The sequence below is a fragment of the Nocardia sp. NPDC058480 genome (genome assembly GCF_042720495.1).
Classification (GTDB): domain Bacteria; phylum Actinomycetota; class Actinomycetes; order Mycobacteriales; family Mycobacteriaceae; genus Nocardia.
The window spans coordinates 17,178-42,969 of record NZ_JBHXMN010000020.1; the positions used below are offsets into that span (position 1 = coordinate 17,178).

The 25,792-nt window shown below is 66.2% G+C and carries 26 protein-coding genes and 1 tRNA gene; 8 read left to right on the forward strand and 19 right to left on the reverse strand.

Translation table 11 applies throughout. The features are described 5' to 3' along the window. Positions 1-311: 311 nt before the first annotated feature. Positions 312-1,547, reverse strand: coding sequence for a helix-turn-helix domain-containing protein (locus ACFWO8_RS29935; RefSeq protein WP_378970336.1), 1,236 nt, complete (start codon positions 1,545-1,547; stop codon positions 312-314). 163 nt (positions 1,548-1,710) lie between these two features. Between ACFWO8_RS29935 and ACFWO8_RS29940 the strand changes: the two genes are divergently transcribed. Beyond that, positions 1,711-1,899 (forward strand): hypothetical protein, encoded by a 189-nt coding sequence (locus ACFWO8_RS29940; protein WP_378970347.1) that lies wholly within the window; start codon positions 1,711-1,713, stop codon positions 1,897-1,899. 184 nt (positions 1,900-2,083) lie between these two features. Here ACFWO8_RS29940 and ACFWO8_RS29945 read toward each other — a convergent pair whose 3' ends face one another. The 5 genes from ACFWO8_RS29945 to ACFWO8_RS29965 all read right to left on the reverse strand — a co-directional run bounded on the left by ACFWO8_RS29945 (position 2,084) and on the right by ACFWO8_RS29965 (position 5,512). Beyond that, positions 2,084-3,262 carry a hypothetical protein gene (locus tag ACFWO8_RS29945; protein WP_378970352.1) on the reverse strand — a complete coding sequence of 393 codons (1,179 nt, stop codon included), beginning with the start codon at positions 3,260-3,262 and terminating at the stop codon, positions 2,084-2,086. Between the two features lie 324 nt (positions 3,263-3,586). Beyond that, positions 3,587-3,934 (reverse strand): hypothetical protein, encoded by a 348-nt coding sequence (locus tag ACFWO8_RS29950; protein WP_378970355.1) that lies wholly within the window; start codon positions 3,932-3,934, stop codon positions 3,587-3,589. A gap of 228 nt (positions 3,935-4,162) precedes the next feature. Continuing rightward, a tRNA-Thr gene (locus ACFWO8_RS29955) sits at positions 4,163-4,234 on the reverse strand. 78 nt (positions 4,235-4,312) lie between these two features. After that, the gene (locus ACFWO8_RS29960; protein WP_022565839.1) at positions 4,313-4,549 is read right to left on the reverse strand and encodes an MbtH family protein; all 237 of its coding nucleotides are present in this window, start codon (positions 4,547-4,549) and stop codon (positions 4,313-4,315) included. Positions 4,550-4,678: 129 nt separating this feature from the next. Beyond that, complete coding sequence (locus ACFWO8_RS29965; RefSeq protein ID WP_378970360.1) at positions 4,679-5,512, reverse strand: alpha/beta fold hydrolase; 834 nt, start codon at positions 5,510-5,512, stop codon at positions 4,679-4,681. Positions 5,513-5,687: 175 nt separating this feature from the next. Between ACFWO8_RS29965 and ACFWO8_RS29970 the strand changes: the two genes are divergently transcribed. The 4 genes from ACFWO8_RS29970 to ACFWO8_RS29985 all read left to right on the forward strand — a co-directional run bounded on the left by ACFWO8_RS29970 (position 5,688) and on the right by ACFWO8_RS29985 (position 9,696). After that, the gene (locus ACFWO8_RS29970) at positions 5,688-5,846 is read left to right on the forward strand and encodes a hypothetical protein (protein ID WP_378970365.1); all 159 of its coding nucleotides are present in this window, start codon (positions 5,688-5,690) and stop codon (positions 5,844-5,846) included. Positions 5,847-5,890: 44 nt separating this feature from the next. After that, a complete protein-coding gene (locus tag ACFWO8_RS29975) occupies positions 5,891-7,420 on the forward strand; it encodes a trehalose-6-phosphate synthase (protein WP_378970942.1) in 1,530 nt (509 codons plus the stop codon). 138 nt (positions 7,421-7,558) lie between these two features. Further along, positions 7,559-8,269 carry a response regulator transcription factor gene (locus ACFWO8_RS29980; protein WP_378970374.1) on the forward strand — a complete coding sequence of 237 codons (711 nt, stop codon included), beginning with the start codon at positions 7,559-7,561 and terminating at the stop codon, positions 8,267-8,269. Continuing rightward, positions 8,266-9,696 carry a sensor histidine kinase gene (locus tag ACFWO8_RS29985; RefSeq protein WP_378970384.1) on the forward strand — a complete coding sequence of 477 codons (1,431 nt, stop codon included), beginning with the start codon at positions 8,266-8,268 and terminating at the stop codon, positions 9,694-9,696. The genes ACFWO8_RS29980 and ACFWO8_RS29985 overlap by 4 nt, the downstream gene beginning before the upstream one ends. A 54-nt stretch (positions 9,697-9,750) precedes the next feature. Here the strand turns inward: ACFWO8_RS29985 and ACFWO8_RS29990 are convergent, their stop codons facing one another. From ACFWO8_RS29990 to ACFWO8_RS30045, 12 genes are all read right to left on the reverse strand, one after another. After that, positions 9,751-10,236, reverse strand: a complete 486-nt coding sequence (locus ACFWO8_RS29990) for a h domain protein (protein ID WP_378970389.1) — start codon at positions 10,234-10,236, stop codon at positions 9,751-9,753. Continuing rightward, on the reverse strand, positions 10,233-10,976 hold the full coding sequence (locus tag ACFWO8_RS29995) for a hypothetical protein (RefSeq protein ID WP_378970395.1): 744 nt from the start codon (positions 10,974-10,976) through the stop codon (positions 10,233-10,235). Before ACFWO8_RS29995 ends, ACFWO8_RS29990 begins: the two co-directional genes overlap by 4 nt. Continuing rightward, positions 10,973-12,376, reverse strand: coding sequence for an MCE family protein (locus tag ACFWO8_RS30000; protein ID WP_378970400.1), 1,404 nt, complete (start codon positions 12,374-12,376; stop codon positions 10,973-10,975). Before ACFWO8_RS30000 ends, ACFWO8_RS29995 begins: the two co-directional genes overlap by 4 nt. Next, complete coding sequence (locus ACFWO8_RS30005; protein WP_378970404.1) at positions 12,373-13,599, reverse strand: MCE family protein; 1,227 nt, start codon at positions 13,597-13,599, stop codon at positions 12,373-12,375. Before ACFWO8_RS30005 ends, ACFWO8_RS30000 begins: the two co-directional genes overlap by 4 nt. Beyond that, positions 13,596-14,861 (reverse strand): MCE family protein, encoded by a 1,266-nt coding sequence (locus ACFWO8_RS30010; protein ID WP_378970409.1) that lies wholly within the window; start codon positions 14,859-14,861, stop codon positions 13,596-13,598. Before ACFWO8_RS30010 ends, ACFWO8_RS30005 begins: the two co-directional genes overlap by 4 nt. Next, positions 14,858-15,925, reverse strand: a complete 1,068-nt coding sequence (locus tag ACFWO8_RS30015; RefSeq protein ID WP_378970414.1) for an MCE family protein — start codon at positions 15,923-15,925, stop codon at positions 14,858-14,860. Before ACFWO8_RS30015 ends, ACFWO8_RS30010 begins: the two co-directional genes overlap by 4 nt. Next, on the reverse strand, positions 15,918-16,928 hold the full coding sequence (locus ACFWO8_RS30020; protein ID WP_378970417.1) for an MCE family protein: 1,011 nt from the start codon (positions 16,926-16,928) through the stop codon (positions 15,918-15,920). The genes ACFWO8_RS30015 and ACFWO8_RS30020 overlap by 8 nt, the downstream gene beginning before the upstream one ends. A gap of 14 nt (positions 16,929-16,942) precedes the next feature. Next, entirely contained in the window at positions 16,943-18,145 is a 1,203-nt protein-coding gene (locus ACFWO8_RS30025; protein WP_378970420.1) for an MCE family protein, read from the reverse strand. Between the two features lie 4 nt (positions 18,146-18,149). Next, on the reverse strand, positions 18,150-19,001 hold the full coding sequence (locus tag ACFWO8_RS30030; protein WP_378970424.1) for an MlaE family ABC transporter permease: 852 nt from the start codon (positions 18,999-19,001) through the stop codon (positions 18,150-18,152). A 5-nt stretch (positions 19,002-19,006) separates the two neighbouring features. Then, positions 19,007-19,771, reverse strand: coding sequence for an MlaE family ABC transporter permease (locus ACFWO8_RS30035; protein ID WP_378970434.1), 765 nt, complete (start codon positions 19,769-19,771; stop codon positions 19,007-19,009). A gap of 324 nt (positions 19,772-20,095) precedes the next feature. Further along, positions 20,096-20,998, reverse strand: coding sequence for a 3-oxoacyl-ACP reductase (locus ACFWO8_RS30040; protein ID WP_378970441.1), 903 nt, complete (start codon positions 20,996-20,998; stop codon positions 20,096-20,098). Between the two features lie 43 nt (positions 20,999-21,041). Continuing rightward, positions 21,042-21,230 carry a ferredoxin gene (locus ACFWO8_RS30045; protein WP_378970945.1) on the reverse strand — a complete coding sequence of 63 codons (189 nt, stop codon included), beginning with the start codon at positions 21,228-21,230 and terminating at the stop codon, positions 21,042-21,044. A gap of 174 nt (positions 21,231-21,404) precedes the next feature. On the opposite strand from ACFWO8_RS30045, the gene ACFWO8_RS30050 reads away from it, so the two are divergent. Together ACFWO8_RS30050 and ACFWO8_RS30055 are read left to right on the forward strand one after the other, a co-directional pair. After that, entirely contained in the window at positions 21,405-22,598 is a 1,194-nt protein-coding gene (locus ACFWO8_RS30050) for an acyl-CoA dehydrogenase family protein (protein WP_378970449.1), read from the forward strand. Positions 22,599-22,620: 22 nt separating this feature from the next. Further along, positions 22,621-23,718, forward strand: a complete 1,098-nt coding sequence (locus ACFWO8_RS30055) for an acyl-CoA dehydrogenase family protein (RefSeq protein ID WP_378970453.1) — start codon at positions 22,621-22,623, stop codon at positions 23,716-23,718. A gap of 123 nt (positions 23,719-23,841) precedes the next feature. Here the strand turns inward: ACFWO8_RS30055 and ACFWO8_RS30060 are convergent, their stop codons facing one another. Continuing rightward, complete coding sequence (locus tag ACFWO8_RS30060) at positions 23,842-24,438, reverse strand: TetR family transcriptional regulator (RefSeq protein ID WP_378970458.1); 597 nt, start codon at positions 24,436-24,438, stop codon at positions 23,842-23,844. Positions 24,439-24,537: 99 nt separating this feature from the next. On the opposite strand from ACFWO8_RS30060, the gene ACFWO8_RS30065 reads away from it, so the two are divergent. Further along, complete coding sequence (locus ACFWO8_RS30065) at positions 24,538-25,716, forward strand: FAD-dependent oxidoreductase (protein ID WP_378970463.1); 1,179 nt, start codon at positions 24,538-24,540, stop codon at positions 25,714-25,716. Positions 25,717-25,792 lie beyond the last annotated feature (76 nt).

Below are 25,792 nucleotides of genomic sequence, written 5' to 3' on the forward strand. Positions count from 1 at the left end.
CGCAGCGCATGAACGCGAGGTGGCCCCAAAGTTTTGGGGCAGCCGCCCTAGCAAAGTTGGGGGCGTTGCTCCCAGCGCTGACCTCGCCGAAAACAAAAGCGCCCGACCTGTTTGGCCTTTCCTAGGTCGGGCGCTTCTCGAGCCCCCTGTCAGGATTGAACTCACGGGTCAGTCCTGGCAGGGGGCCTTTTCATGTCCCGACCAGCGGAAACAATGTCAGTGGTGATCACCGGTAATCACCCGTGATCAGTAGAGATTGCGTCCAAAGTGAGGCCACCGGATACCCGTACTGACCTGCGCTGTACAGCACCTCACGAAGGCACGACGCCGACCCGTTGCGCCAGCTTCCCGAGATCACCCGTCGTCAGGTCGCGCCGCACCGTCCGCATCATGTGCCCGACCAGCTCGCGCACCGGTGACATGCTCCGGACATGCTGGGGGGCGGCGTGCTCTGCGCGCAACAGGGCATACAGCGAATCGCGGTAGTTCTTCTGCATGGCGTACGCGCGGCCCGTCTCCACGAAGTACTGAGCACGGCGGCCATCGTTGGGCAGATCGACCGGCGAGAGCGTCGGTGCCAGGGCGAGCACCTCACCGGGCTCACGCCGTTCCATCGCCGCCGACATCCGCCACAAGGCCACGTTCGCCGGGCCGAACGACTCATTGCGCGCCACCGACGTGCTCGGCATGGCATCAGCCAATCGCGCCGCCTGGTCGGCCGCTTCGGCTAGGTAGGGCTCGGGGTCACCGCCCATCGTGGCCGTGACGATCGAACTCTGTAGGTGGAGCATCCCCAGCGTCTCCACATCGCCCACGGTGCGCACATCGGCGGCGACCCGCTCGGCGGTCTCGGTCGTGGTCGCCAGGGCGGCAGGCAGCGCACCAGGGCGAGACAAAAGGATCTGGCCCTGAGCAAATGCGGCGGCGGCGATCGGCGCGGCCCCGTCCACATGGGCGGCAGCGCGCTCGGATTCCTGCGCGGCGTTCCAGGCAAGGGCGTGGTACCCGCGTGCTCGCAGCGCCGACGCGACGCCGTAGGTCACCGTGCTCAGAACATCCCACGCGCGCTCGGCGCTACCGGCGTCGGCGTCATGAACATGACGGTAGGCATCGGTCAGCATCGGGGCCAGCATCGGCCCGAGCGTCGCGTAGTCGCAATCGTGGCGCAGCTTGGTAGCCGTGCGGGTGAGCGCGGCCAGTTCGTCCAGAGAGCGCGGCAGCGCGGTGTCGGTGGTGTTGCCGCGCGACCACAACACTGTCTCCAGATCAGGAACAGCGGCATGGAATCCAGCCGTGGACGGGTCGAGCTTGTCTTGCTCGTGGTTGGTCAGATCACCGATGGTGACCCCGAGCGCCGCCGCCAGGGCGAGCAGCGTCCGGCGTGAATCGATCGGCCGTTCGCCGTTCTCATACTTCGCGATTGCCCCACGGCTCACCCCCGTGCGATCGGCCAGCACCTGTTGCGAGATACCGCGCCGCGCTCGGATGGCGCGCACCTGTTGCCCGATGAACCGGTCGGCGTCCATATCCGCTCCCGTCGAAGACACCCGGAAAACACACATGCTACGTGCGAAGTGTGTCCCGTACCGGGACAGTGCGCGACCTCCGCACTGGCACAGTCGATTCAGCCCCGCCGCCGGGTACCGAACCGGCCCGGTACCGGTTTCCCGGCTGCGGGCGCATTCGACACCCGACCCACCAGGGGGACCGATGAGCAAGGCGACGACGGACCGACTCACCCAGTTGAGAGAGCGCGCCGCGCGCCGCTCGCTGTCTATCCGCTACGCACCCGAGCCGCCGTGGGAATGGGAGCTGTCGAACCCCTGGCGCGTGGTTGTGTCCGGGTCGCTGGACGACATAGAGGCATGGCTCACCGCAGCCGAGAGTAACGGCCGATGATCACCATCGGGTTCGTCGTCGCGATCGGCCTTCCGTTGGCCGTCCTCGTCGGCGTAGTGCTCTGGCCCGAGCGGTGAGGTAGCACCGTGTCCTGGCTCGATGGATCTGGTCCACTACACGTCCCCGGACGTGCGGTGGACCAGGCTCAGCTCTTCCAGGTCGCGGTGCCCGACCCGGTCGTTCTTCAGGCATCGGGAGCAGCAGCGGCGCGCAATCCAGCGTATTGCGGGAATCTGACCTGCAGTGCGTCATCGAACGCGGTGATCCGTTGCGCGGAATCACGGTTGGGATAATTGCCCGCAGCGATATACCAATTCATCAGCGCCGCAGCCCGATCCGTTCGTCCGTTGAGTAGGCAGGCCACCACCGTTGGGCGCAACGCCCATGTGTTCCGCAACGGCGGTGATCGAACCACAGCGATCAGGCTGCCGAGAGTCTCGTCGACGGTGGTGAACCATGCCGCGACCTCCCGTTCGGCGAACGAGACGAACTCCTGTACGGATCGCTCGACCTCGGCCGGACTACCCAACCGGCTGGGCTCGCGATCACGGCCCAACACCGTCAGGTGGGTGCTGCGAAGCCACGTCGCCGACTCCCTGTCCAGCCACGCCTGAGCGGGCAACTCGCACAGCAGGTCATTGACCTGTTGCGCCATGACCCAGACACTGCCATCGATCACAGCGCCACCGTGTTGGTGGCGGGCGATGCTGACATGCAGATCTGGCGTCATCCCCGCCACAGCGATTCCGCGATTGACGAACCGGGCACTCACATAACACTGCTCGCGGACTTCCTCGACTGCGACCAAATCGAAGCCCGCCGCATCAAGGGCCTCAGTAAGGCGCGTGAACGCCAGATCCGGCAGATCCCGGTACTCCGGATGATCCAAGATCTCGAAGGCGCCCTCGGTCAACGAGCTACCGTATTCGTAGCCGACCAGGCTCGCGGTCAGGCCGATCACGGGGTCGAACTCCCACTCGTCCGGGTCGTCGGACTCGGTGATCGCGGCAAGGACGGCCTCAGCTTCCGGCGGCAGCTGGCCGATGATCTCCAGCTCTTCGTAGGCATCGATCAGCCACTGCCGCCGGCCGTCGTGCCATCCGGTTGCGCTGTTGCCGCCACCGTTATTCACGGCATGGGTGACAATCTCGCAACCGGCCGACAAAGACACCAGATCGACACCCTCGGCCCATTCCGCGTCGGCGCAGGCCTCGACCAGGAACCATCCACCAGGCAAGGTGGCCGCCGAATATGGCGCCGACGACGTCGACCGGGTTTTACCGGTACCGACTAGCCCCAACGCGGCACAGACGGCCTCCGACGACTTTCCGCGCACGGCAATCCATGACGTGTTGTATCCCACGATCCCTCCCCGGTCCCACTTCGATCAGCCGTTCGTGACGTTACAGCGCGCACCGGCACCCACGCAGCGCTGCCAGGAAGTACCTCAGTGCCGCCCCGTCCGCGCCGACATCGTGGGAGCTGAATCCAATCGCGTACGCGAGTTCCGACGCCGCGCTGAACGCTTCGGCTCGAACATGAGCATCGGAGAACCGCGACCGGAGCAGGATCTCCTCACGCGCTTCATGGCGTTGAGCCGGTCAACGGCGATCGGCCGAGGAAAGGCCCTCGACGGCGGCGCGTTCACGCGGTCGTCGAGGGCCTTTCACGTCGGAGCGATGCTCCGCTACCTGGCTGCGACCATCGACCAGCTGTAGTAATTGGCAATGCTGCGAGGCGCCACCGTCGCCACCGGCGCCCCGGTGCAGTCCGGGGTAGAGAACACCAGAAGTGTTCGGTCGCTTCGGTTCTCGTAGGTCACCTCGCGCGGGAAACCGCTGGCCCAGCATCGGTCCAGGTTCTCGATCATCAGCTTACCGTCGAGGATCGCCCATTGACCCTCCGACGACCCGGTCGGCAGCGGCATCGACGACCCGGTCGGCAGCGGAATAGGAAAGGCAGCGGCGGAGGGGGCACCAACCACCGCTGCGGCGAGGGCCAGCGCCCCGACGAAAGACATGCTTGCGCGCTTCATGAGCCGAATGCTACAAGCATTCACGAACACTGTCGTCCCCAAAAAAAGGCTAGGGGAGGCACGAAGCGATGACGCTGGATGTCTACGCCGACTTGGTCGATGACGATGTGGACGCCGTGGCCGAACGACGGGAACAGAGTGCGTCCACAGTGCGGCCAAACGCCGGTTCACCGAAGGCGGCTAGCGCGCAAAAAGGCCCTGACCTAGGTCAGAGCCTTTTTTGAGATGAGCCCCCTGTCAGGATTGAACTGACGACCTTCGCTTTACAAGAGCGGTGCTCTACCACTGAGCTAAGGAGGCGGGTGGTGCGCGACTATCTTAGCCGCGCACGCCAACCGCGTGACACCGGATTGGGGTGTCACGCGGAGGCGGAGGAGATCAGGACTGGGCGCGGGCTGCGTCGTCGGCGGCCATCGCGTCACGCAGGCTCTTCGGCCGCATGTCGGTCCAGTTCTTCTCGACGTACTCGACGCACGCTGCCCGGCTTTCTTCGCCGAACACGACACGCCAGCCCGCCGGGACCTCCGCGAACGCGGGCCACAGGGAGTGCTGCTCTTCATCGTTGACCAGAACGAAGAAGCGGCCGTCCTCGTCGTCGAAGGGGTTGGTGCTCATTTCACCTCACTGGATACTGGCGCTGTGTACAGGATCACTGCGCGGCCGCGAAGCCACGAGCGTTGTGTCGACCCTAGCAAGGCATACGTTACTGGTAGGGAGTTACCCGATGCTGCCTCGCCTCCCCGATCAGGCGGCGAAGAAGTCGAGCAGGATCTTGTTGACCGCCTCGGGACGCTCCAGGTAGCCGTAGTGACCCGTATCCGGAACCTCCTGGTAGCGGGCGCCGGGAATGGCCTCGGCCACCTCGCGCGACAGGTACGGCGGAATCATCCGATCATCGGCGAACCCAATTGCCAAGCAGGGCACCGTAATCGAACGGTAGGCGGCGACACGATCGAACTCGTGGTCCATTGCCCGCTGCGCCCGAACACCGGGTGAAAGAGCCCCGACGGTGAACTCGAACAGGTCGAGCCAGTCGCGCGCCGCATTGGTGTCGGCCATCGTCGCCGGCGACAGATTCATCACCGCGCTCAACGCCGCCTCGAACTTCGCGGGCAGCTTCACCGCCGAGGCATCGAGGTCCTGCTCACCGGCCGACAGCGTCTTCTGGAACTGATCCAGCCTGCCGTGACCGGCCATGAACACAGCCTTGCGGACCAGATCGGGCCGGGCCAGCGCCAGCTCCTGAGCCACCCGCGCACCCATCGACGTCCCCGCGATCAGCGCGGGCCCCTCGCCGAGGAACTCGATCAGCGCGGCGGTATCGGCCACCAGCTCCTCGATCCGCATTCCGCCCGCGGCCTCGAAAGACGGCGCGATCCCACGATTGTCGAACACGCAGACCCGATAACCCGCCGCGACCAGCGCGGGAACCTGGTGCAGCTCCCACACCCTGCCGGGCGACCCGGTCCCCATGATCAACACCACCAGCGGACCACCGCCCTTGACGTCGGTGCCCTTGGTACGGTCGCCCTTGACCTGATAATTCAGTGCGATGCCGTTCACCGTGGCCAGTGGCATGAAACAAACCTCTCTGCGGGGTCAATCGTGTACTACCCCCACGGTAACGGGACCGCCACGACACGGCACCGGGGCGGGGTGTTACGCGTCGCTACTTCATCGGCCGTGCGCCGGCGCCCGATAGTATTGATCACTCGCAGGTAGAGCGCAGGGAAACCCGGAGGACGAACCCATTATGGTCGCGAAGAGCACCGCCAACGACATCGCCGACGACGAGCTCGCGCCGCTTGCCGACGAAACCGCCCGCCAGGCACAGAAGGTCGTCGCGGCACACGCCGAAGACGCCGACGAGTGCCGCATGCTGCTGTCCATGCTCGGCATCGCTCCCGCCTGACACAGCGCACCCCTGCGACGCATAAGGATGCGTGAGTGGACCAAATGATCGATCAACCGTCCAACGACCGTCCGTCCGAAAGCAGCGAAACCCTCGCACCGACCGGTGCGGGTTCGGGATTTGTTGTCGTCGCCAACCGGCTGCCGGTCGACCTCGAGCGCCTGCCCGACGGCACCACCAGGTGGAAGCGCAGCCCCGGTGGGCTGGTAACCGCGCTGGAACCGGTGCTGCGCAGCAACAAGGGCGCCTGGGTCGGCTGGGCCGGTGTGCCCGATGTCGAGGTCGAACCGATCATCGAGGACGGGCTCGAGCTGTATCCGGTGCCGCTCACGGGTCAGGAAGTGCAGGACTACTACGAAGGGTTCTCCAACGGCACGCTGTGGCCGCTGTATCACGACGTGATCGTGCGCCCGGTGTACGACCGGGCCTGGTGGGCGGCTTATGTCGAGGTCAACCGGCGGTTCGCCGAGGAGACCGCGAAGGTGGCCGCCGAGGGCGCGACGGTCTGGGTGCAGGACTACCAGCTGCAGCTGGTGCCCAAGATGCTGCGCATGCTCCGCCCCGATCTGACCATCGGCTTCTTCCTGCACATCCCGTTCCCACCGGTCGAGCTGTTCATGCAGATGCCGTGGCGCACCGAGATCGTCGAAGGCCTGCTCGGCGCCGATCTGATCGGTTTCCACCTGCCCGGCGGCGCGCAGAACTTCCTCTACCTGGCCCGCAGACTGGCCGGTCAGCCCACCTCACGTGGCACCATCGGGGTTCGCTCGAAGCTGGGTGTCGTGCAGGTCGGTTTCCGCACGGTCCGCGTCGGCGCGTTCCCCATCTCGATCGATTCGGCCGAGCTCGACGAGTCGTCCCGTCGCCGTTCGGTGCGCGAGCGGGCCGCGAAAATCCGTGCCGAGCTGGGCAATCCCAAGAACATCATGCTCGGCGTCGACCGCCTCGACTACACCAAGGGCATCGACATCCGGCTCAACGCGCTGCAGGAACTCCTCGAAGAGGGCCGCGTCGACCCCACCGAGACGGTGATGGTCCAGCTGGCCACCCCCAGCCGCGAACGCGTGCAGAGCTACATCAAGATGCGCGGCGACATCGAACGCCAGGTGGGCCGGATCAACGGTGAATTCGCCCGCGTGGGCTACCCGGTCGTGCACTACCTGCACCGCCCGATCCCCCGCGACGAGCTGATCGCCTTCTTCATCGCCGCCGACGCCATGCTGGTCACGCCCCTGCGCGACGGCATGAACCTGGTCGCGAAGGAGTATGTGGCCTGCCACAGCGACCTCAACGGCGCCCTGGTGCTGAGCGAGTTCACCGGTGCCGCGGCCGAGCTGCGCCAGTCCTACCTGTGCAACCCGCACGACCTGGACAGCGTGAAGGACGCGATCATCGGCGCGCTCGACGACGATCGCGACACCAAGCGCCGCCGGATGCGGTCCCTGCGCCGTCAGGTGCTCACCCACGATGTCGAACGCTGGGCGCGCGCCTTCCTCGACGCGCTGTCGCACGGCAATATCGCCGGTTCGGCCCTGATGAGCGACGAGCAGACCTACCCCGCCGACCAGCGCTGAGCCACACAGCGACCTCACAGCGTCGGTCCAGCCACTTCCCAGCCCGGTGGTGGAGCATGGGGGCATGAACGGTCAGCGCCCGGCGCAGGCAGCTCGCGTAACCGCGCAGGGCGCCCGAGCATGCCGGATGAGCAGAGCATGAGTGCTGGTGGCGTGCCCGAAGCGCGGGTGCTTGTCGTCGACGATGAACCGATGATCGTCGAACTGCTGGCGGTGAGCTTGCGCTACCAGGGGTTCGAGGTGGCGACGGCGGCCGACGGCGCCGAGGCGCTGGACCGGGCGCGCACGTTCCGGCCGCAGGCGCTGATCGTCGACGTGATGATGCCCGGCATGGACGGCTTCGGCCTGCTGCGCCGGTTGCGCGCCGACGGGTTCGACGCGCCGGTACTGTTCCTGACCGCGCGCGACGACGTGGACGACAAGATCACCGGGCTCACCCTCGGCGCCGACGACTACGTCACCAAGCCGTTCAGCCTGGAGGAAGTGGTGGCGCGGCTGCGGGTGATCCTGCGTCGCGCAGGCCACGCCGAGCCGGCGAAGGCGAGCACCCGGTTGCGCTTCGCCGACATCGAACTCGACGACGACACCCACGAGGTGTGGAAGGCGGGCGAACCGGTCGCGTTGTCGCCCACCGAGTTCACGCTGCTGCGCTATTTCATGGTGAACGCGGGCAGCGTGCTGAGCAAACCTCGCATCCTCGATCACGTCTGGCGCTACGACTTCGGTGGCGAGGTGGGCGTGGTGGAGACCTACGTGTCGTATCTGCGCAAGAAGGTCGACACCGGCGAGCAGCGGTTGATCCACACGCTGCGTGGGGTCGGCTATGTGATGCGTGAGCCGACGCGGTGAGCAGACTCCCGCTGCGGGTGACCTTGGTGCTGATGCTGGTCGCGTTGGCCGGATTCGGGTTGGTCGCTTCGAGTTTCGTGGTGACCAAAGCGCTGGAGAACTCGCTGCAGAACCGCACCGATCAGCAGGTACAGGACGCGGCGATGGAATGGGAGCGCAGGGTCGGGCTACCCGCACCGAATCTGCCCCCGCCCTCCTCGGAGTCCGGCCAGCCACCCGGTCGCTACTTCGTGACGGCCCGGAGCACGGACGGCAGCCGAGAAGTGCTCCTCGACAACGTCTTCGGTACAGATGCCAAGCCAGACCTCCCCAACCCTCCCGCACTGCGACCGGTCACGGTCGGCTCGCTGGACGGCTCGGACGATCAATGGCGGGTGGTGACCGTCGATGGCCATCGTGCGACGGCGACGGTCGCGTGGCCGCTGGCCGAGAACATCGAGATAGTACGCAAGCTCGTTGTGCTGCAATTGGTTGTCGGCGCGATGGTGCTGCTCGCGTTGGCTATCGCGGCCTATTTCGTGGTGCGCGGCAGCCTGCGCCCGCTCCACCGGGTCGAAGCGACCGCGGCGGCGATCGCGGGCGGTGAGCTACATCATCGAATCCCGGTGCGCGGCAACGTCACCGAGGTCGACCGGCTATCCCGTTCACTGAACAGCATGCTGACCCAGATCCAGCAGGCGTTCGCCGCGACCGAGGCCTCCGAAACCGCCGCGCGCGAATCCGAGGCGAAGATGCGCCGTTTCGTCGCCGACGCCAGCCACGAACTACGCACACCCCTGACCACCATCCGCGGCTTCGCCGAGCTGTACCGCCAGGGCGCGACCACCGACCCCGCGATGTTCATGAACCGCATCGAACACGAGGCCCAACGCATGGGCCTGCTGGTGGAAGACCTGCTCATGCTGGCCCGCCTCGACGCTCAACGCCCCGTCGAACTCGGCCCGGTGGACATACTGGCGCTAGCGGGCGACGCTGTGCACAGCGCCCGCGCGGTCGAAGCCGCACAAGGACAACACCGCCCGATCACCCTCGACATCGCCGAAGGCACCGGCACCCTGGAAATCCTCGGCGACGAACATCGCCTACGCCAGGTCCTCACCAACCTCCTCGACAACGCCCGCACCCACACCCCGGACGGTACCTCGATCACCGTCCGCCTGACCCCCGCCACCGACGAGGTCCGCCTCGAGGTTGTCGACACCGGCCCCGGACTCACCACCGACGACGCGAACCACGTCTTCGAACGCTTCTACCGTGCGGATATCTCCCGTACCCGCCGCGGCACGAGCGGCAGCGGACTCGGCCTCTCGATCGTGGCGGCACTCGTGGCGGCCCACGGCGGCACCGTTCGGGTCGAGCCCACTCCGGGTGGCGGCGCGACCTTCGCCGTGCGACTGCCACGCGGCGACCAGGTCAGCTCAGCATGAGCCCGGCGCTTCGCTCCTGCCGGACAGCGCCGGGCCGCTCGCGACGTGCGTCGATCAGACCGGCGTGACCTGAGCGACCAGCCAGCGGTTGTCGGCCTTCTCCAGCGACACCCGTACCCGGCTGCCCGAGGTGGCGCCATCCGGCGAATCCTTGCTGGTGGTCAGCTGATTCAGGTATAGCAGCACGACTGCCTTCTCCGGATCCGCCGACACCACGCCCTCGGCCTGGGTGGTGGCCTTGACGGTGAGCTGCTTCTCCTTGGCGCCCGGCGCGATGGCCTGCTCGATCAGCTTCAGGTACTCGGCGCGGAACTGTTCGGTGAGATTGTCGGCGGCCCTGGGCAATTCGGTGTCGACAGTGGCGGGTTCATAGGTGAACATCGCGCTCACCGTCCGGCTCGCGGTACTCATCGCATCGGTGCGCGCCTGGTCGGTCTTGTCCTGCTGCCACAGCTGGTACCCGCTGACGCCAAGGACAATGGCCGCGATCAAACCGGTGGCCGCGAGGGCGCCGAAGACGATCTTGATTCGGTTGCTCATCCCACGAACTCCACTTTCGACACGGTCATCTCGGTATCGCCCTTCGCCACCGTGATCCGGAATCGGTATTGCCGCTGCTGCGGTTCGGCCGAACCGGTATTACTCACCGTCTGCTTGGCGGCGACCAGCACCTTCGCCGAATTCTCGTCGACGGACTCGATCCCCGACTCGACGACCTCGCCGGTGGAGACCACCTTCGCCTGCTTCACCACATCCATGAACGGATCGACGCGACCGTCGAACTCGGACTTGAACTCCCCCGAGGCCACCGACAGGATCCGTTCGATGTCCTCCTTGGCGGAGTCCGCGCGAATGGTGGTCAGGTTGATGACCGCCTGACGCGCGGTCTGGGTGTACTGCGCGCGCAGATCCTCGTCCTGACTCCCCGACCGTGCCGCGAGTGCGGTGAACGTGGCACCGACGACCAGCCCCAGCACCAGCACCGCAGCGGCGGCGAGCCCGATGATCTGTCCGAGCTTCGTCAGCTTCGCGTCTTCTTCGTCGAGTTCGGCCGAATCATCGTCGGCGTCCTCGTCCACTACCTCGTCCACCACCGCGGACTTCGTCAGCTCGACGACCACCGTGGCATCCGCGTCCGAAGCCACCTCGGCATCGACCACCTCGGCCGATTCAACCGCATCCCCGTCGACAGTCACGTCGACGACCTGCACATCTTCCACCGGCGGACCCGCCGACCTGCCTGCCCGCCGACGCGGACGGCCGTTGTTGCTCTCACTCATCTCTGCTGCTCCTCCAACATCGCCTGCCAGCTGGCCGGGACGGTGCCCGAACCATCGGAGTCGATATTGCCTTGGCGGTACATGCGTCCGTCTGGGCCAAGATAGCTGCCCGTGGACGGATCATAGGAGCGCGCGACGGCAGGGGTGACCCCGTCGGTCGACGCGCCGGTCGGTGCCGAAGCCGGAGCGACCGGCTGCGGCGCACCGAACGCTGGGTTGGTGCCTTCCGGCACGTACCCGGTTCGGCACAGTTCGGGAGTAGGCGCCCGGACGCCGGGATACTCCATGCACGGCGAGTTGCGGATACCGCGCACTTCGATCGGAGAATCCTGAGCCACCTTGCAGTACAGCCCCGGGGGGGTGTCGATCGGGGTGAAGTCGCTCGGCGAACGCCGCTGGTCGGGGGGCAGGAAGCCTGTGGTGCACGCGGGCGGGTCGTTGAGCACGGTCATGAAGTTGACCATCGCGCCGTACCTGGTGGGTCCGCGCAAGATGGTCCTGAAGGCCGCGATCATCGGCGGGAAAACAACCAGAAGCTGTTCGATACCAGCGTGATACGTCACCCCGACCTGGCCGAGACCCACCAGATTGCTCGCCAGCAGCGGCAGCGTGGGACGCAGACTCTGGAACTGCTCGTTCACCTTCTGCATCGCGGAAGGACTGTTGTTCAACAGGTTTCGCAACGACGGATCGTGTTCGCGGAGCTGATCGGTGACGGTCGCGAGATCTGCTGTCCAGGACCGGATATTGGCATCGGACTCGATCTGGGTGTCCAGCAGCGGACCGATCTGATCGAGCAGTTTCTTGGTCGGTTCCACATCGGTCTCGGCCTGCTGCACCAGCAGCGACGCCGAGTCGATGAACCGCTGCAGATCAGGGCCTGCGCCGTTGAAGGCCAGGAACGCCTCGTCGATCACCTGGCGCAGGCGAGTGTCGGCGACCGTCGCCAGCAGTTTGTCGGCCTGGTCGAGCATCGAACCGACATCCTGGGGCAGCTTGGTGCGCTCCACCGGGATCACCGAGCCGTCGTGCAGATCGCCGGAGCCTGCGTCGACCTCGGGCACCAGGTCGACGTACTGCTCACCGATCGCCGAAACACTGCGGACCCAGGCGATCAAGTCCGAGGGCACCTTGTAATCGCTGTCGATCGACAGATCGGCCTCGACTCCGGCCGCGGTGAGGCGGACCGCCTCCACCTTGCCGATGTTGGTGCCGCGGTAGGAGACATTCGCGGTCGGATACAGCCCGCCGGTGGCGGCGAGCTGGACCGTCACACCGTAGCGGCCGATACCGAACATCGCGGGTATCTGGATGTACGTCCCGCCCATCACGACGAGACCGATCACGGTGAGGACTGCGAAGATCGCGAGCTGAATGTGGACGAACCTGGTGAGCTTCATCGACCCGCTCCTTCCTGGCCGGGCAGCGGCACGGTGATTCCGGGAATGGCCGGCAGGCCGGGGATCGACGGTAGTCCGGGCAGAGTCGGCGTCGGTACCGCACTGGGCGCGGGCGCCTCCGGGACCTTGGTCGGGTCGCCGGCGTCGGTCGCGGAAGAAGGCGCGAACGTACCGAGCACCCCCTCGACACCACCGAAGCGACCCCCGAGCGGAGTGCCGGTGAGCCAGTTGGTGTCCAGTCGCCTACCGGTCAGGTCGAAGGTGATGAAGAGGTTGAGGTAGTCGCCCTTGATCGCTTTGCCGATGTTGCGCATCGGGAACGGGAACGTCGGCAGCATGCCCAACGACGCGATGAGGTTGGTGCCGGTGTTCGCCAGGGTTTCCAGCACCGGGCCGAGGCTGGCCAGGTTCGCCTTCAGGTCGTCGCCGCTGGTCTGGATGATCCGCTCGGTGACATCGCTGAGCTCGCCCAGCGCGGTGACCGCCCTGGTGATGTTGGCGGTGCGGTCGGCGAGCGCCGTCAGTGCCGGGTGGATCTCATCGATCGCACGGGCCAGCACGTCCTTCTGGTCGGCGAGGTTGCCCGCGAGCCGGTCGAGGCCCTCCATCGCGGCGATGATGCTGCCGGTCTGCTTGTCCAGGCCGGTGACGAGCTGGTCGAGCTGCGGCAGCAGATCGGCGATCTCGGCCTCGCGGCCGTTGAGGGCCGCGTTCATCTCCCTGGTGATGGTCTCGAGCTGTGCGATGCCGCCGCCGTTGAGCACGACCGACAGCGAGGACAGCACCTGCTCGGTGGTCGGGTAAGCGCCGGCCCGCTCCAGCGGGATCACGTCGTTGTTTCTCAGCTGACCCTCGGCGGGTGTGTTGGTAGGCGCGGACAGCTCGACGTGATTGCTGCCGAGGAGACTGGTCTGGCCGATCTTGGCGATCGCGTTGGCGGGGAGTTTCACCTCGGGATTCAGCGACACCGTGACCAGCGCGTGCCAGCCCTCGACATCGATTCCGGTGACATTGCCGACCTCGACATCGTCCACCCGCACCGGCGAATTCCGGGTCAGCGTGGTGACATTGGGCATCTGGATCCGCACGGTGTACGAGCCGGGGGCGGTGCCCTCGGAGCCGGGCATGGGTAGGGAGTTCAGTCCGTCCCACTGACAGCCGGTCACGCCGAGTGTCACCGCGACGCCCACCGCCAGCCCGGCGAACATTCGTTGGGGCCTCATCGTTGTCCTCCTGGAACCGCAAGTCCGGCGAGACCGTTCGGCACAGCGATCGGAGCCGTCGCCTCGGGCACCAGACTGCGATCCACCTGCGCCTCCACACTCGGCGGGCTGTACGTCAGCTGCCCTGGCAGGGCAGTCGTGCCGGTGACCGGGTTGAGCATGATCGGCGCGTAGTTCATCGCCAGCGAGCTGATCACCGGGGCCAGGAATTCCGCGCACAGATCCGCCGACCGGTCCGAGTCGCTGTCCTCGATCGCCCGGATCGAACCGCAGAGGAAACTCAACGGGTCCGCCGTATTATTCAGTGTCACAGCGCCGCTGAGCGCGCCCTGGGCCGGCTGGTAGATCTGGTAGAAGTTCACCAGCGCGGTCGGCGCGGAATGCAGCAGCCGTTCGATCTCCGGCCGCTTGTCGACCAGCGTCTGGGTGACATCGGCGAGCCGCTCGACACCGTCGGTGAGCTCGGCACCACTGCCCTCGAGGAAGCGCTTCACGTCGGCGAGCGCCACATCCAGGCTGTCCAGGCCCGCACCGAGTTCCTCCGACGCACCGGCGAGTACCGAGGCCACCGAGGCCAGGCGGCCGCCGAACTGCACGATCTGCTCGTTGCTCGCCGAGAGCACCTCGACGAACTTCTGCAGGTTGCGGATGGTGCCGAAAAGGTCGGTTCGCCCGTCGGACAAGGTATTCAGCGTCGCCGACAGTTCACGCAGGGTGTCACGGAACTTCTGGCCGTTGCCGTCGAGGTTGTTCGCGGCGGTGTCGACGAAGCGCCCGAAGGAACCCTGCTCGTCGTCCCCGACCGGCCCGAGAGCCGTTGCGAGATTGGTCAATTCGGCCTTGATGTCGTCCCACTCCACGGGCACCGCGGTGCGCTCGATCGGAATCTGCGCACCGTCGGCCAGCTTCGGGCCACCGTCGTAGGCGGGCGCCAGCTGGATGAACCGGGCCGACACCAGCGAGGGCGCGATCAGCACGGCGCGTGCGTCCGCGGGCAGGTCGATGCCGCGGTCGACGGACATCCGCACCTGTACCCGGCCTTCGCCGGGCTCGATCGCGTCGATCTTGCCGATCGTCACCCCCAGCATCCGCACCTCGTCACCCTCGTACAGGCCGGTGGTCGACACGAAGGCGGCGTTGATCTTGGTCTTCCCGATGCCGAGGCTGAAGTAGACCCCGACCGCGACCAGCGCGACGATCACCACCACAGCGACCGCGAGCGTCCAACGTGGCACGCCACGAACTTTCGATGCGATGCTCATCGCGGCGGATCCTCCTCGGACGGGATGATGGCCGGCAGATCCGGTTTGGTGAAGATGTCGATCACGTCCTGCGGCAGATGCTCAGGCCAGACCAGCGCGTCGACCAGCGGGCGCAGCCCGGTACTCGTCGCGTTCACCACGTAGGCGTTGAACCACGGACCGCTGCCGACCTGCTCGCCCAGCGCCGAGGCGTAGGGGCCGATGTTCTCGAGCGCTTGCGTCAGGTTCTGCTTGTTGCGCTGCAACAGGCCGAGTACCGAATTGAGCCGGTCCAGTGTCGGTTTCATCTGCGCCTCGTTGTCGGCGACCAGCCCGGAGAGCTGCTTGGCGACCGAGTCGACGTAGACGATGAGCTGGTTGATGGCGGCGCGACGGTTGTCGAGTTCGCCGAGCAGGTTGTTGCCGTCGAGCAGCAGCGCGTTGAGCTGCGAACTACGGTCGGCCAGGATCTTGGTGACGTTCTGCGCCCGGCCGAGCAGATCGGTGAGCGCCTGGTCGCGCGTATTGATGCTGCGCGAGAGTGCGGTGACGCCGTCGAGGGCGTTGCGCAGCGGGCCCGGTGTGTCCGCGAAGGCGGTCGAGAGCGTGTCGAGGGTTTTGTCGACCTGATCCAGATCGAGATCGCGGACGGTCGCGCCGAGATCGCTGAGCGCCTCGTTGAGCGAGTACGGCGACGTGGTCCGGTCGAGTGGGATGGTGTCGGAGGTACGCAGCGCGCCCTGTCCGGTCGGCACCACATCCAGGGACTTGCGACCGAGCACCGTGTTGGTCTTGATCGCGGCGGATGTCTTCTGGCCGAGCACAATCGACTCGTCGAGGGTGAACTTCACCAGCACCTTGGGACCATCGAGCGACACCTCGCCGACTTCACCGGAACGCACGCCGGCCACATGCACCGGGTCGCCCGGCACCAACCCGCCCGCGTCGACGAAGAATGCCGTGTAGGTCGCGCCGGAGCGGATGAACGGCAACTTGGTGAATTGCAGCGTGGCGAGCGAGATCGTCACCACCAGCACAATGCCGACGATGCCGATGGTGACCGCCGATGACTTCTTCTCACTCATTGGGCGCACACCTTCCGGTCGCCTGTCGAGCCGGCAACTTCACTTCCATAGTCTGACCGTCCGGGCCGTCGACCAGCATGGTGGTGCCGCAGATGTACAGCTGCAGGAACGAGCCGTAAGAGCCGACGCGGATGAGTTGTTTGTAGGTCTCCGGCAGCTTCTCGAGCACCCATTGGAGGTCGTCGGAGCCGTTGTCGAGGTTGGTGGCCAGCCGGCCGGTCTGCTCGATGGTGTTGCGCAGGTCGGGGCGGGCGGTGGTCAGCAGGTCGTTGAGTTCCTTTGTCGCACCGGCGATTCGGGGCAATGCGGCGCCGATCGGGTCGCGTTCGGCGGCCAATCCGCTGACCATGCGCTGCAATTCTTCGATCGTGGTGGCGAACTGTTCGTCGCGATCGTCGATGGTGCCGAGCACGGTGTTCAGGTTGTCGATCACGCTGCCGATCAGGGCATCGCGGTCGGCGAGGGTCTTGGTGAAGCTGCCACCGCTGTTGAGCAGCGAGACCAGCGTGCCGCCCTGGCCCTGGAAGATCTGCAGCAGCGCCGAGGTCAGGTCGTTGACCTGACCTGGGTCCAGGCCACGCAGCAGCGGCTTGAACCCGCCGAGCAGCAGGTCCAGGTCCAGCGCGGGCGTGGTCTGCTCCTTGCCGATGGTGGCGCCGTCGGGCAGCTCGCGGGCAGAGCCCGGACCTTCCTTCAGCTCCAGATACCGGTCACCGACCAGGTTCTCGTACTTGATCGCCAGGCGGGTGCTCGACAGCACGGAGTACTTGGTGTCCACGTCGAACTCGACGTGTGCGAGATCGTCGTCACCGACCTTCACCGAGGTCACCGATCCCACCGGCACGCCCGCGATGCGCACCTTCGACCCGGGCAGCATGCCCGAGGAGCTGGTGAACACCGCCTTGTAGCCGTTCTCGCTGGAGAATCGTGCCTGACTGAGCACGATCGCCAGACCGGCGAACACCAGCGTCATCACCACGGTGAAGATCGCGAGCTTGATCATCGTCGCAGTGTTTTTCACCGTGTCACTCCCGGCAGTCCCTCCAGCAAGAGCTGGAAAACCTTTGGCGCGCTGTTCAATTCGGGCGGCGCGGTACGCGGCGTGAACGGCGCACCCTGGCTGGTATCGGTCACCACATAGTTCGAGTGGCTGTCCGGCACCCGGTCCACCACGCCCTCACAGTGCGGTCCACCGGTGGCGTTCACCTTGGGCAGATCCTCGGGGTAGCTGTAGGGCTTTTGGCCAGGCATGAACGAGGCATGCATGCCGACACCCGGTACCACGCCGCCGAATACTTCATCGGCCAACGGCATGAGTGGGCCGATTCCATCGATGATGCAGCTCAACGCCGGCGCGTATTCGAACAGCAGGCTGGTCGTCGGCCGCAGCAGGTCGAGCGCGGTGACAAGGTTGGCTTCGTTCTCCCGCAACACCGAACCCGTGGTGTCGGAAAGGCCGATCACGTTCACCAGCACATCGTCGAGCTGCGCTTGCATCTCCGACAGCGTCTTCGCGGTGACCGTGGCGTTGTCCACGGTGCGCAACAGCGCGCCGGAAGCATCGGCATAGATGTCGGACACCTGGGCCGTCTTGTCCAGATCCTGTTGCAGCGTGGGCAGATACGGATTGAGCTCACGCAGGTAGCGGTCCGAGCTCACCAGCAGTTCACCCAGCTTGTCGCCGCGGCCCTGCAGTGCGGTGCCGAGCGCGGCGAGGGTGGCATTGAGCTTCTCCGGTTCCACCTGGGCGAGCACATCGGACAGGTGCTGAAACAGCGTGTTGAACTCGACCGTCACCGCACTGGCTGCGACTGTGGCGCCCGGCTTCAGCGAGTTCGACGCAGGCTGTTCGGGGACAACGAAATTCACATACTTGGCGCCGAACACCGTGGTCGAACGAATGTCGACACCCGCGTTCGACGGCACCAGCTTCAACTGATCGGGGTCGACCTCGAGCAGTATCTGTGCGCCGTCGTCGCGCATGTCGATCTCGGCGACCCGACCGATCTCGACGCCGCGTACCTTCACCTTGGCATCGGGGTCGAGCACGAGGCCGACGCGGGGCGTGTCGACCAGCACCTGCACGGTGTTGGTGAACGCGCCTTGAAACAGGGCGAACGCGAAAGCCACGAGCCCTACGAGCAAGCCGACCATCGTGAGCGCGGCGAGCTTGCGCCCGAGCCCGCCCTGCAATGCGGCAACGAATCGTGAAGTGTCCATCACGCTATCCCGAGAGGTGGAAGTTGCCGGAGGTGCCGTAGATGGCTAGTGAGATCAGCAGCGTCACTGTGACGACCGCGATCAGCGACGAGCGCACCGCGTTACCGACCGCGATGCCGACCCCGACCGGACCACCCGAGGCATGGAACCCGTAGTAGGTGTGGATCAGCATCACGGCAATTGCCATCACGATCGCCTGTCCGAACGACCACAGGATGTCGCTCGGGATGAGGAAGGTCGAGAAGTAGTGGTCGTAGACACCGGCCGACTGTCCGAAGATCACGACGGTCGTGAGCCGGCTGGCGATGAACGAGGCGATCACTGCGAGTGCGTAGAGCGGCACGATCGCGATCATGCCCGCCAACACTCTGGTGCCGACCAGGAACGGTATCGGCCGGATCGCCATCGATTCCAGGGCGTCGATCTCCTCGGCCACGCGCATCGCACCCAACTGCGCGGTCGCGCCGGCGCCGATAGTGGCGGCCAGGCCGATACCGGAGATCACCGGTGCCGCGATGCGCACATTGATAAGGGCGGCGAAGAAGCCGGTCAGGGCCTCGATACCGATATCGCCGAGCGAGTTGAAGCCCTGCACCGCGATGACGCTGCCTGACATGAAGGTCAGGAAGCCGACGATCACCACAGTCCCGCCCAACACGGCCAAGGCGCCACTGCCCATGCTGATCTCGGCGATGAGCCGGATGGTTTCGGTGCGGTAGTGCACCAGCGCACGCGGCACCGAGCCGAGCGCCTTGATGAAGAAGATGGCCTGATCGCCCAGGGAATCCATCGATTTCGACATCCGGTCGAAACGGCGGACCGTGCGCGGAAACTTGCTGCGAACTATGAATGCCATCGTGGTCACCGCACCGTGAATTTCAGGCCGATCGCGGTGACAACGACATTCACCACGAACAGCGCCATGAATGCGAAAACCACGGTTTGGTTCACCGCGTCACCGACGCTCTTGGGTCCGCCTTTGACCTGGAGCCCGAGATAACAGGCGACCATTCCGGCGATCAGGCCGAACAACCCTGCCTTGATCTCGGAGAGGATCAGCTCGGGAAAATTTGTCAGCAGCGGAATGCCGTTGACGAACGCGCCGGGGTTCACTCCTTGGAGGAAGACCGAGAACACGAAACCGCCGGCGATGCCGATGGTGCACACCAGGCTGTTGAGCATCAGCGCCACGAACATCGAGGCGAACACGCGCGGCACGACCAGTCGGCTGATCGGGTCGATGCCGAGCACCTTCATCGCGTCGATCTCTTCGCGAATCGTGCGTGCGCCCAGGTCGGCACAGATCGCGGTGGCGCCCGCGCCCGCCACGATCAGCACCGTGACGATCGGCCCGACCTGGGTGACGGCGCCGAACGCGGCGGCCGCACCACTGAGGTCGGCGGCGCCGATCTCGCGCAACAGGATGTTGAGAGTGAAGACCACCAGCACCGTGAACGGGATGGCGACCAGCACGGTCGGCACGATCGAGACGCGAGCCACGAACCAGGCCTGGTCGATGAATTCGCGCCATTGGAACGGCTTGCGGACGGTGGCACGTGCCACCTCCGCGCCGAGTTCGAAGAAGCCGCCGACCGCCCGCAAGGGGACAGCAAGGAGGTTGTTCATACCGATTCCTCCTCAATCGACGGGCGGACCGCAATGTCCGCGTACCCGTACTGCACTGCCACCCCGATCTGAAGACTGCCCAAAGACTAGAACATGTTCCTGTTCATGTCTTCCATTTTCATAGACTCGGAACAGGACTTTTCTCGTAAATCGCCGTCAAAACTGAAACGGATTCTTATTCAAATAGGCTGACCTGCTGTGAGGCGTCACACACCCCGACGGTCATGTCTACCAAGTCCTGGACTGGTGATCAACACGACAGGCAAGACAAAACCGGCGGAGTGCGCGGCGGGCCAACATCAGGCAAACCGCAGACGGGCCTTCTCAGCCCAGATCGCGGAGGTCACGCGCCGAGAAGGTGTGGTCGGCGGGGCGGTCTGCGAAGTAGCCACCGAGGGTGGCGGCGAGGTCGGCCTCGGACCATTCGGCGCCGGCGGCGTCGAAGCGCTGTTCGACGGTCGGTGCCGCCATCAGCGCCACCATCGGGCCGTAGACGACGAATACCTGACCGTTCACCGCGTCGGCCGCGGGCGAGGCAAGGTAGGCGACGAGCTTGGCCACGTGCTCAGGCGCCAGCGGGTCGACGGTGCCGTCTGGCGCGTCCGCGAAGACCGCTTCGGTCATCGCGGTCCTGGCCCGAGGGCAGATGGCGTTGGCGCGCACGCCGTACCTGGACAGCACGCGCGACGCGGTCAGCGTGAGGGCGGTGATGCCCGCCTTGGCCGCACCGTAGTTCGCCTGACCCTCCGGTCCGAGCAGGCCGGCCTCCGAGGAGGTGTTGACCAGTCGGCCGTAGACCGGGGCGCCCGCCGCCTTGGACGCCGCGCGCCAGTAGGCGGCCGCGTTGCGGGTGAGCAGGAAGTGTCCGCGCAGGTGCACCGCGAGCACCGCGTCCCAGTCCTCGTCGGACATGTTGAACAGCATGCGGTCGCGGGTGATGCCCGCGTTGTTGACGACGATGTCGAGGCCGCCGAGGGATTCCTGCGCGGTGGTGATGAGCGCGTCGGCGGTGGCGCGTTCGGCGATGGAGCCGCCGACGAATTCCGCCTTGCCGCCGAGCTCGCGGATCGCGGCGATGGTCTCAGCCGCCGCGTCCTCGGTGAGGTCGTTGACGACCACCGCCGCACCGGCCGCCGCCAGCGCGAGAGCTTCAGCCCTGCCGAGCCCGGCGCCCGCGCCGGTCACGATGGCGACCCGGCCCTCCAATGAAATCTGCGTCACACTCATTGCGCCGACTCTAGAACGTGTTCCACCATCCGACAAGAGCGGATCACGCCAGCCTCAGCGCGGCCTTGGGGCACTGCGACACGGATTCCTCGGCGTCAGCGAGGCGATCGGGGGCGACATCACCCTCGATGACGGTCAACTGATCGTCGTCATCGAGTTCGAACATGTCAGGGGCGATTCCGACACAGACGCCGTTCGCTTCGCACCGGTCGAAATCGACGATGATCTTCATGAGAACTTCCTTCCAGATGGTCATGGCGACACTAACCCGAACAGCCTGGTCCGCGGCGCCGAATCACCCTCAATACTGGAACATGTTCCAGTTAATGTGCAATGATCGGTTTCGGCGGGGCTCATTCCCTGCGCCCCGCCACCCGCCCTTTCAGCTCGACATCGAGGTAGAAGCATGCGCGTCGCGTACACGCCGGAGCAAGAAGAATTGCGCGCCGAGCTGCGCGAATATTTCGCGAAGCTGATGACTCCGGAACGTCGCGCGGCGCTGAGCATGACCACTGGCGAATACGGCTCGGGCAATGTCTACCGCGAGGTCGTGCGCGAGATGGGCCGCGACGGCTGGCTCACCCTGAGCTGGCCCAAGGAGTACGGCGGCCAGGACCGCACCACGATGGATCAGCTGATCTTCGTCGAAGAGGCCGCCATCGCGGGCGCGCCCGTCCCGTTCCTCACGCTCAACTCGGTCGCGCCGACCATCATGCAGTACGGCACCGAGGAGCAGAAGAAGTTCTTCCTACCCAAGATCGCCGCCGGTGAACTCCACTTCGCCATCGGCTACTCCGAGCCGGGCGCCGGTACCGACCTGGCCGCGCTGCGGACCGCCGCGGTGCGCGACGGTGACGACTTCGTCATCAACGGCCAGAAGATGTGGACCAGCCTCATCGCCTACGCCGACTACATCTGGTTGGCCGTACGTACCGATCCGACGGCCAAGAAGCACAAGGGCATCACAATGCTGATCGTGCCGACCGACGCCGAAGGGTTCTCCTGGACGCCGGTGCACACGATGGCCGGGCCCGACACCAGCGCCACCTACTACCAGGACGTGCGGGTGCCCGCCTCGTCGATGGTCGGTCCCGAGAACGGCGGCTGGTCGCTGATCACCAACCAGCTCAATCACGAGCGCGTCGCCCTCACCTCGGCGGGTCCACTGAGTCTCGCGGTCGCGCAAACTATCGAGTGGGCCAAGGAAACCACCCTGCCCGGCGGCATGCGGGTGATCGACCAGGAATGGGTGCGGCTCAACTTGGCTCGCGTGTACGCCAAGGTCGAATATCTCCAGCTGCTGAACTGGGAGATCGCCAGTCGCGCCGATCTCGGCGGCGAAGCGGCGCCGAAGCCGTGGGACGCGTCCGCGTGCAAGGTCTACGGCACCGAACTCGCCACCGAGACCTACCGCCTGCTGATGGAAGTCGTCGGCCCGCACGCCTACCTGCGCCAGGACTCCCCCGGCGCGCACATGCTCGGCCGGCTCGAGCGGATGCACCGTGCCGCGCTCATCCTCACCTTCGGCGGCGGCACCAACGAGGTGCAGCGCGACATCATCGCCATGACCGCCCTGCGCCAGCCCGCTTCCGCCCGCTGATCCCGAAAGCCGGTATCTCCCCATGGATTTCACTCCCACCGAAGCCCAGACCGATCTCGCCCGGCTGACCGGCGAGATCTGCGCCAAGCTCGTCACCGCCGATCGACTGCGTGAGCTCGACACCGCTGCCCGCTTCGACGAGCAGCTCTGGCGCTCGCTCGCCGAGACCGGCGTGCTGGCCGCCGCGCTGCCGGAAGCCCTGGGCGGCAGCGATTTCGGCATGCTCGAGCAGACCGCGATCCTGCGTGAACTCGGCCGCGTGGTCGCCGCGGTGCCCTACCTGTGGTCGATCGTCCTCGGCGCGGGCGCGCTGGCGAAGTTCGGCGATGCCGACCAGCAGCAGCTGGCCGCGCGGGCAGGCACGGGCGAGATACTGCTGACCGCCGCACTCGCCGAGGAACTGCGCGCCACCACCGGCGCACCCGGCATCGTCGCCGAGGCCGCCGGTGCCGCATGGGCGCTGACCGGCACCGCGACCACCGTCGCCTACGCCGACCGGGCCGAACGAATCCTGGTGCCCGCCATCACCTCCACCGGTGTCGGCGTCTTCGTGATCGATCCGGAGCACGCTTCGGTCACCCGTACCGCCCAGCAGGTCGTCGACCTGAGCCCCGAGTTCGTCGTCGAGCTCGCGGCCACTCCGGCCGAGCTGCTCGGCACCATCGAGGCCGGTGCCGACATCCTCACCTGGCTGCGCGAACATGCCTGGCTCGGCCTGTCGGCCCTGCAGCTGGGCACCTTGGAGCGCGCGCTCGAGCTGACCGCCGAGCACACCCGCACCCGCGAACAGTTCGGCAAGCCGATCGGCTCGTTCCAGTCGGTCGCCCAGCGCCTGTCCGACGCCTACATCGACATCGGCGGCCTGCGCCTCACCGTCACCCAGGGCGCCTGGCGCCTCTCGGAGGACCTGCCCGCCGCCGAGGCCATCCACATCGCCAAGTTCTGGGCAGCCGAGGCAGGCCACAAGGTCGCCCACACCGTCGTCCACGTCCACGGCGGCCTCGGCATCGACCGCGACCACATCACCCACAACTACTTCACCGCCGCCAAGCACCACGAATTCGCCCTCGGCGGAGCAACCCCCCACCTCCTCGCCCTCGGCGCGGAACTCGCTAACTAGAACTTCCACCAGTTGGGCCCGTACGGACAATCCGTACGGGCCCAACTGCGTTGGTACGGTGCCGCTATGACCGCTGCGGTGTCAGACGTGAACAGCGAACAGCCCACCGATTCAACTCCTCGCTCAGGCCGAGGCCGCCTCGTCGAATGCCGACTCCGAGGTCAGATAGCGCTGGAGCGTGGGGGCGATATCCCGAACGATCTGATCCGGGGTCAGCGCGACTACCGGGGGCAGCCGCAAGACGTAGCGGCACAGGGCCAAACCCAGGAGTTGGGTGACGATGAGCGCGGCGCGGCGGGGGGCGTCGGCGGGGGTGCCGAAGCGGAGGACGGCGGGTAGGACCTGGTCGGCGAAGATCTCGCGGAAGCGGGCCGCGACCGACTCATCGGTGATCGAGGAGCGGAGCAGGATCAGCAGGGCGGTGTTGTCACTGCCCTCCCAGATCTCGAGGAAGCGGCGGATCAGCAACTCGCCCATGGTGTTCGGGTCCGCGGTACGCAGGTCGGGGAGGTCCAGGTCGATCTGGGCGGCGGCGGCGAAGAGGCCGTCCTTGCTACCGAAGTAGCGCATCACCATCGAGGGGTCGATCTCGGCGTCGGCGGCGATCGCGCGGATGGTGGCCTTGGCGTAGCCGTCGGCGGCGAAACGGGCGCGGGCGGCATCGAGGATGGCGGCCTTCGTCGCGTCGGAGCGGCGAGCGGGATTCTCCTGGTCAGGCATGTCAACAATTGTAGGCCAACAACTGTTGACTTCCCATGACGGGCAGGCTTATCGTTATGCCTACAAGCGTTGGCAAACAAGCGTTGACCAGGAGTCGAAATGACCGCCACCTCACTGCCAGAAGCCACCTCCGTCGTCATCGTCGGCGCGGGTCCCGCCGGGCTCACCGCCGCGATCGTGCTCGCCGAAGCCGGCGTCGACCATGTCCTCATCGATCGACTCGGCGAGGGCGCCAACACTTCTCGGGCCGCGGTGGTGCATGCCAGGACGCTCGAAGTGCTCGACGGGCTCGGTATCGCGAGCGAACTCGTCGAACGTGGGATCAAGGTCCCGACGTTCAAGCTCCACGACGGTGCGAAGACGTTGGCCACCATCGAGTTCGGCGATCTGCCCACCGCGTTCCCGTACACGCTGATGGTGCCGCAGGACGTCACCGAGCAGGTGCTGCTCGATCGGCTGCACAAGCTGGGCGGCACGGTGCATCGGCCACTCACCGTCACCCGTGTCACCGACGAAAATGGCAGCGTCACTGTCGAATACGCGGACGAGAACGATCAGCGCGGCACGATCGACGCCGACTATGTCATCGGCGCCGACGGGATGCACAGCATCGTGCGTGAGCAGGCGGGCATCGGATTCAGCGGCGACACCTACCCCGCGTCGTTCATCCTCGCCGACGTTCGCATGAACTGGCCGACCCCGCGCACCGAGGTCTCGCTACACCTCTCCCCCGAAGGCGTCACCGTGGTCGCGCCCCTCCCGGACGAGGCGAACAACCGCTACCGCGTCGTCGCCACCGTGGACGAAGCCCCGGAAAACCCCACCCTCGACGACATCGGGACCCTGCTGAACGCCCGCGGCCCGGCGGGCGAGATCCGCGTGGACGAGGTCCTGTGGAGCTCCCGATTCCGGGTGCACCACCGCGTGGCCGACCACTACCGCGCAGGCCGCGCCTTCCTCGCGGGCGACGCCGCCCACGTACACAGCCCGGCAGGCGGCCAGGGCATGAACACCGGCATCCAGGACGCGGCGCTACTCGGTGCCCTTCTCGTGAAAGTAACCGCAGGCGAACCGGATTCGATCCTCGATACTTACGAAACCATCCGCAGGCCGATCGCCCTCGACGTCGTCGCCTTCACCGACCGCATGACCAAGATGGCCACCCTCCAGTCCGCCCCGGTCCGCACCGCACGCAACACCGCCTTGCGCCTACTCACCCGAATCCCCGCGATCCGAGGCAAGCTGGCCTACCAACTGTCAGAACTCGGCAACCGCTAACCCGGATTCGGTTCCCCGCAACCGATCCCGAGCACGACGAAAGCCCGCCCGGCGACGCTGCCGGGCGGGCTTTTCG

Coding starts and splice junctions, on each gene's coding strand:
- ACFWO8_RS29940 (WP_378970347.1), top strand. CDS start 1,711: ATGAGCAAGGCGACGACGGACCGACTCACCCAGTTGAGAGAGCGCGCC.
- ACFWO8_RS29950 (WP_378970355.1), bottom strand. CDS start 3,934: ATGAAGCGCGCAAGCATGTCTTTCGTCGGGGCGCTGGCCCTCGCCGCA.
- ACFWO8_RS29960 (WP_022565839.1), bottom strand. CDS start 4,549: ATGAGCACCAACCCCTTCGACGACGAGGACGGCCGCTTCTTCGTTCTG.
- ACFWO8_RS29965 (WP_378970360.1), bottom strand. CDS start 5,512: ATGCCACTGGCCACGGTGAACGGCATCGCACTGAATTATCAGGTCAAG.
- ACFWO8_RS29970 (WP_378970365.1), top strand. CDS start 5,688: ATGGTCGCGAAGAGCACCGCCAACGACATCGCCGACGACGAGCTCGCG.
- ACFWO8_RS29975 (WP_378970942.1), top strand. CDS start 5,891: ATGATCGATCAACCGTCCAACGACCGTCCGTCCGAAAGCAGCGAAACC.
- ACFWO8_RS29980 (WP_378970374.1), top strand. CDS start 7,559: ATGAGTGCTGGTGGCGTGCCCGAAGCGCGGGTGCTTGTCGTCGACGAT.
- ACFWO8_RS29990 (WP_378970389.1), bottom strand. CDS start 10,236: ATGAGCAACCGAATCAAGATCGTCTTCGGCGCCCTCGCGGCCACCGGT.
- ACFWO8_RS29995 (WP_378970395.1), bottom strand. CDS start 10,976: ATGAGTGAGAGCAACAACGGCCGTCCGCGTCGGCGGGCAGGCAGGTCG.
- ACFWO8_RS30000 (WP_378970400.1), bottom strand. CDS start 12,376: ATGAAGCTCACCAGGTTCGTCCACATTCAGCTCGCGATCTTCGCAGTC.
- ACFWO8_RS30005 (WP_378970404.1), bottom strand. CDS start 13,599: ATGAGGCCCCAACGAATGTTCGCCGGGCTGGCGGTGGGCGTCGCGGTG.
- ACFWO8_RS30010 (WP_378970409.1), bottom strand. CDS start 14,861: ATGAGCATCGCATCGAAAGTTCGTGGCGTGCCACGTTGGACGCTCGCG.
- ACFWO8_RS30015 (WP_378970414.1), bottom strand. CDS start 15,925: ATGAGTGAGAAGAAGTCATCGGCGGTCACCATCGGCATCGTCGGCATT.
- ACFWO8_RS30020 (WP_378970417.1), bottom strand. CDS start 16,928: ATGATCAAGCTCGCGATCTTCACCGTGGTGATGACGCTGGTGTTCGCC.
- ACFWO8_RS30025 (WP_378970420.1), bottom strand. CDS start 18,145: ATGGACACTTCACGATTCGTTGCCGCATTGCAGGGCGGGCTCGGGCGC.
- ACFWO8_RS30030 (WP_378970424.1), bottom strand. CDS start 19,001: ATGGCATTCATAGTTCGCAGCAAGTTTCCGCGCACGGTCCGCCGTTTC.
- ACFWO8_RS30035 (WP_378970434.1), bottom strand. CDS start 19,771: ATGAACAACCTCCTTGCTGTCCCCTTGCGGGCGGTCGGCGGCTTCTTC.
- ACFWO8_RS30040 (WP_378970441.1), bottom strand. CDS start 20,998: ATGAGTGTGACGCAGATTTCATTGGAGGGCCGGGTCGCCATCGTGACC.
- ACFWO8_RS30045 (WP_378970945.1), bottom strand. CDS start 21,230: ATGAAGATCATCGTCGATTTCGACCGGTGCGAAGCGAACGGCGTCTGT.
- ACFWO8_RS30050 (WP_378970449.1), top strand. CDS start 21,405: ATGCGCGTCGCGTACACGCCGGAGCAAGAAGAATTGCGCGCCGAGCTG.
- ACFWO8_RS30055 (WP_378970453.1), top strand. CDS start 22,621: ATGGATTTCACTCCCACCGAAGCCCAGACCGATCTCGCCCGGCTGACC.
- ACFWO8_RS30060 (WP_378970458.1), bottom strand. CDS start 24,438: ATGCCTGACCAGGAGAATCCCGCTCGCCGCTCCGACGCGACGAAGGCC.
- ACFWO8_RS30065 (WP_378970463.1), top strand. CDS start 24,538: ATGACCGCCACCTCACTGCCAGAAGCCACCTCCGTCGTCATCGTCGGC.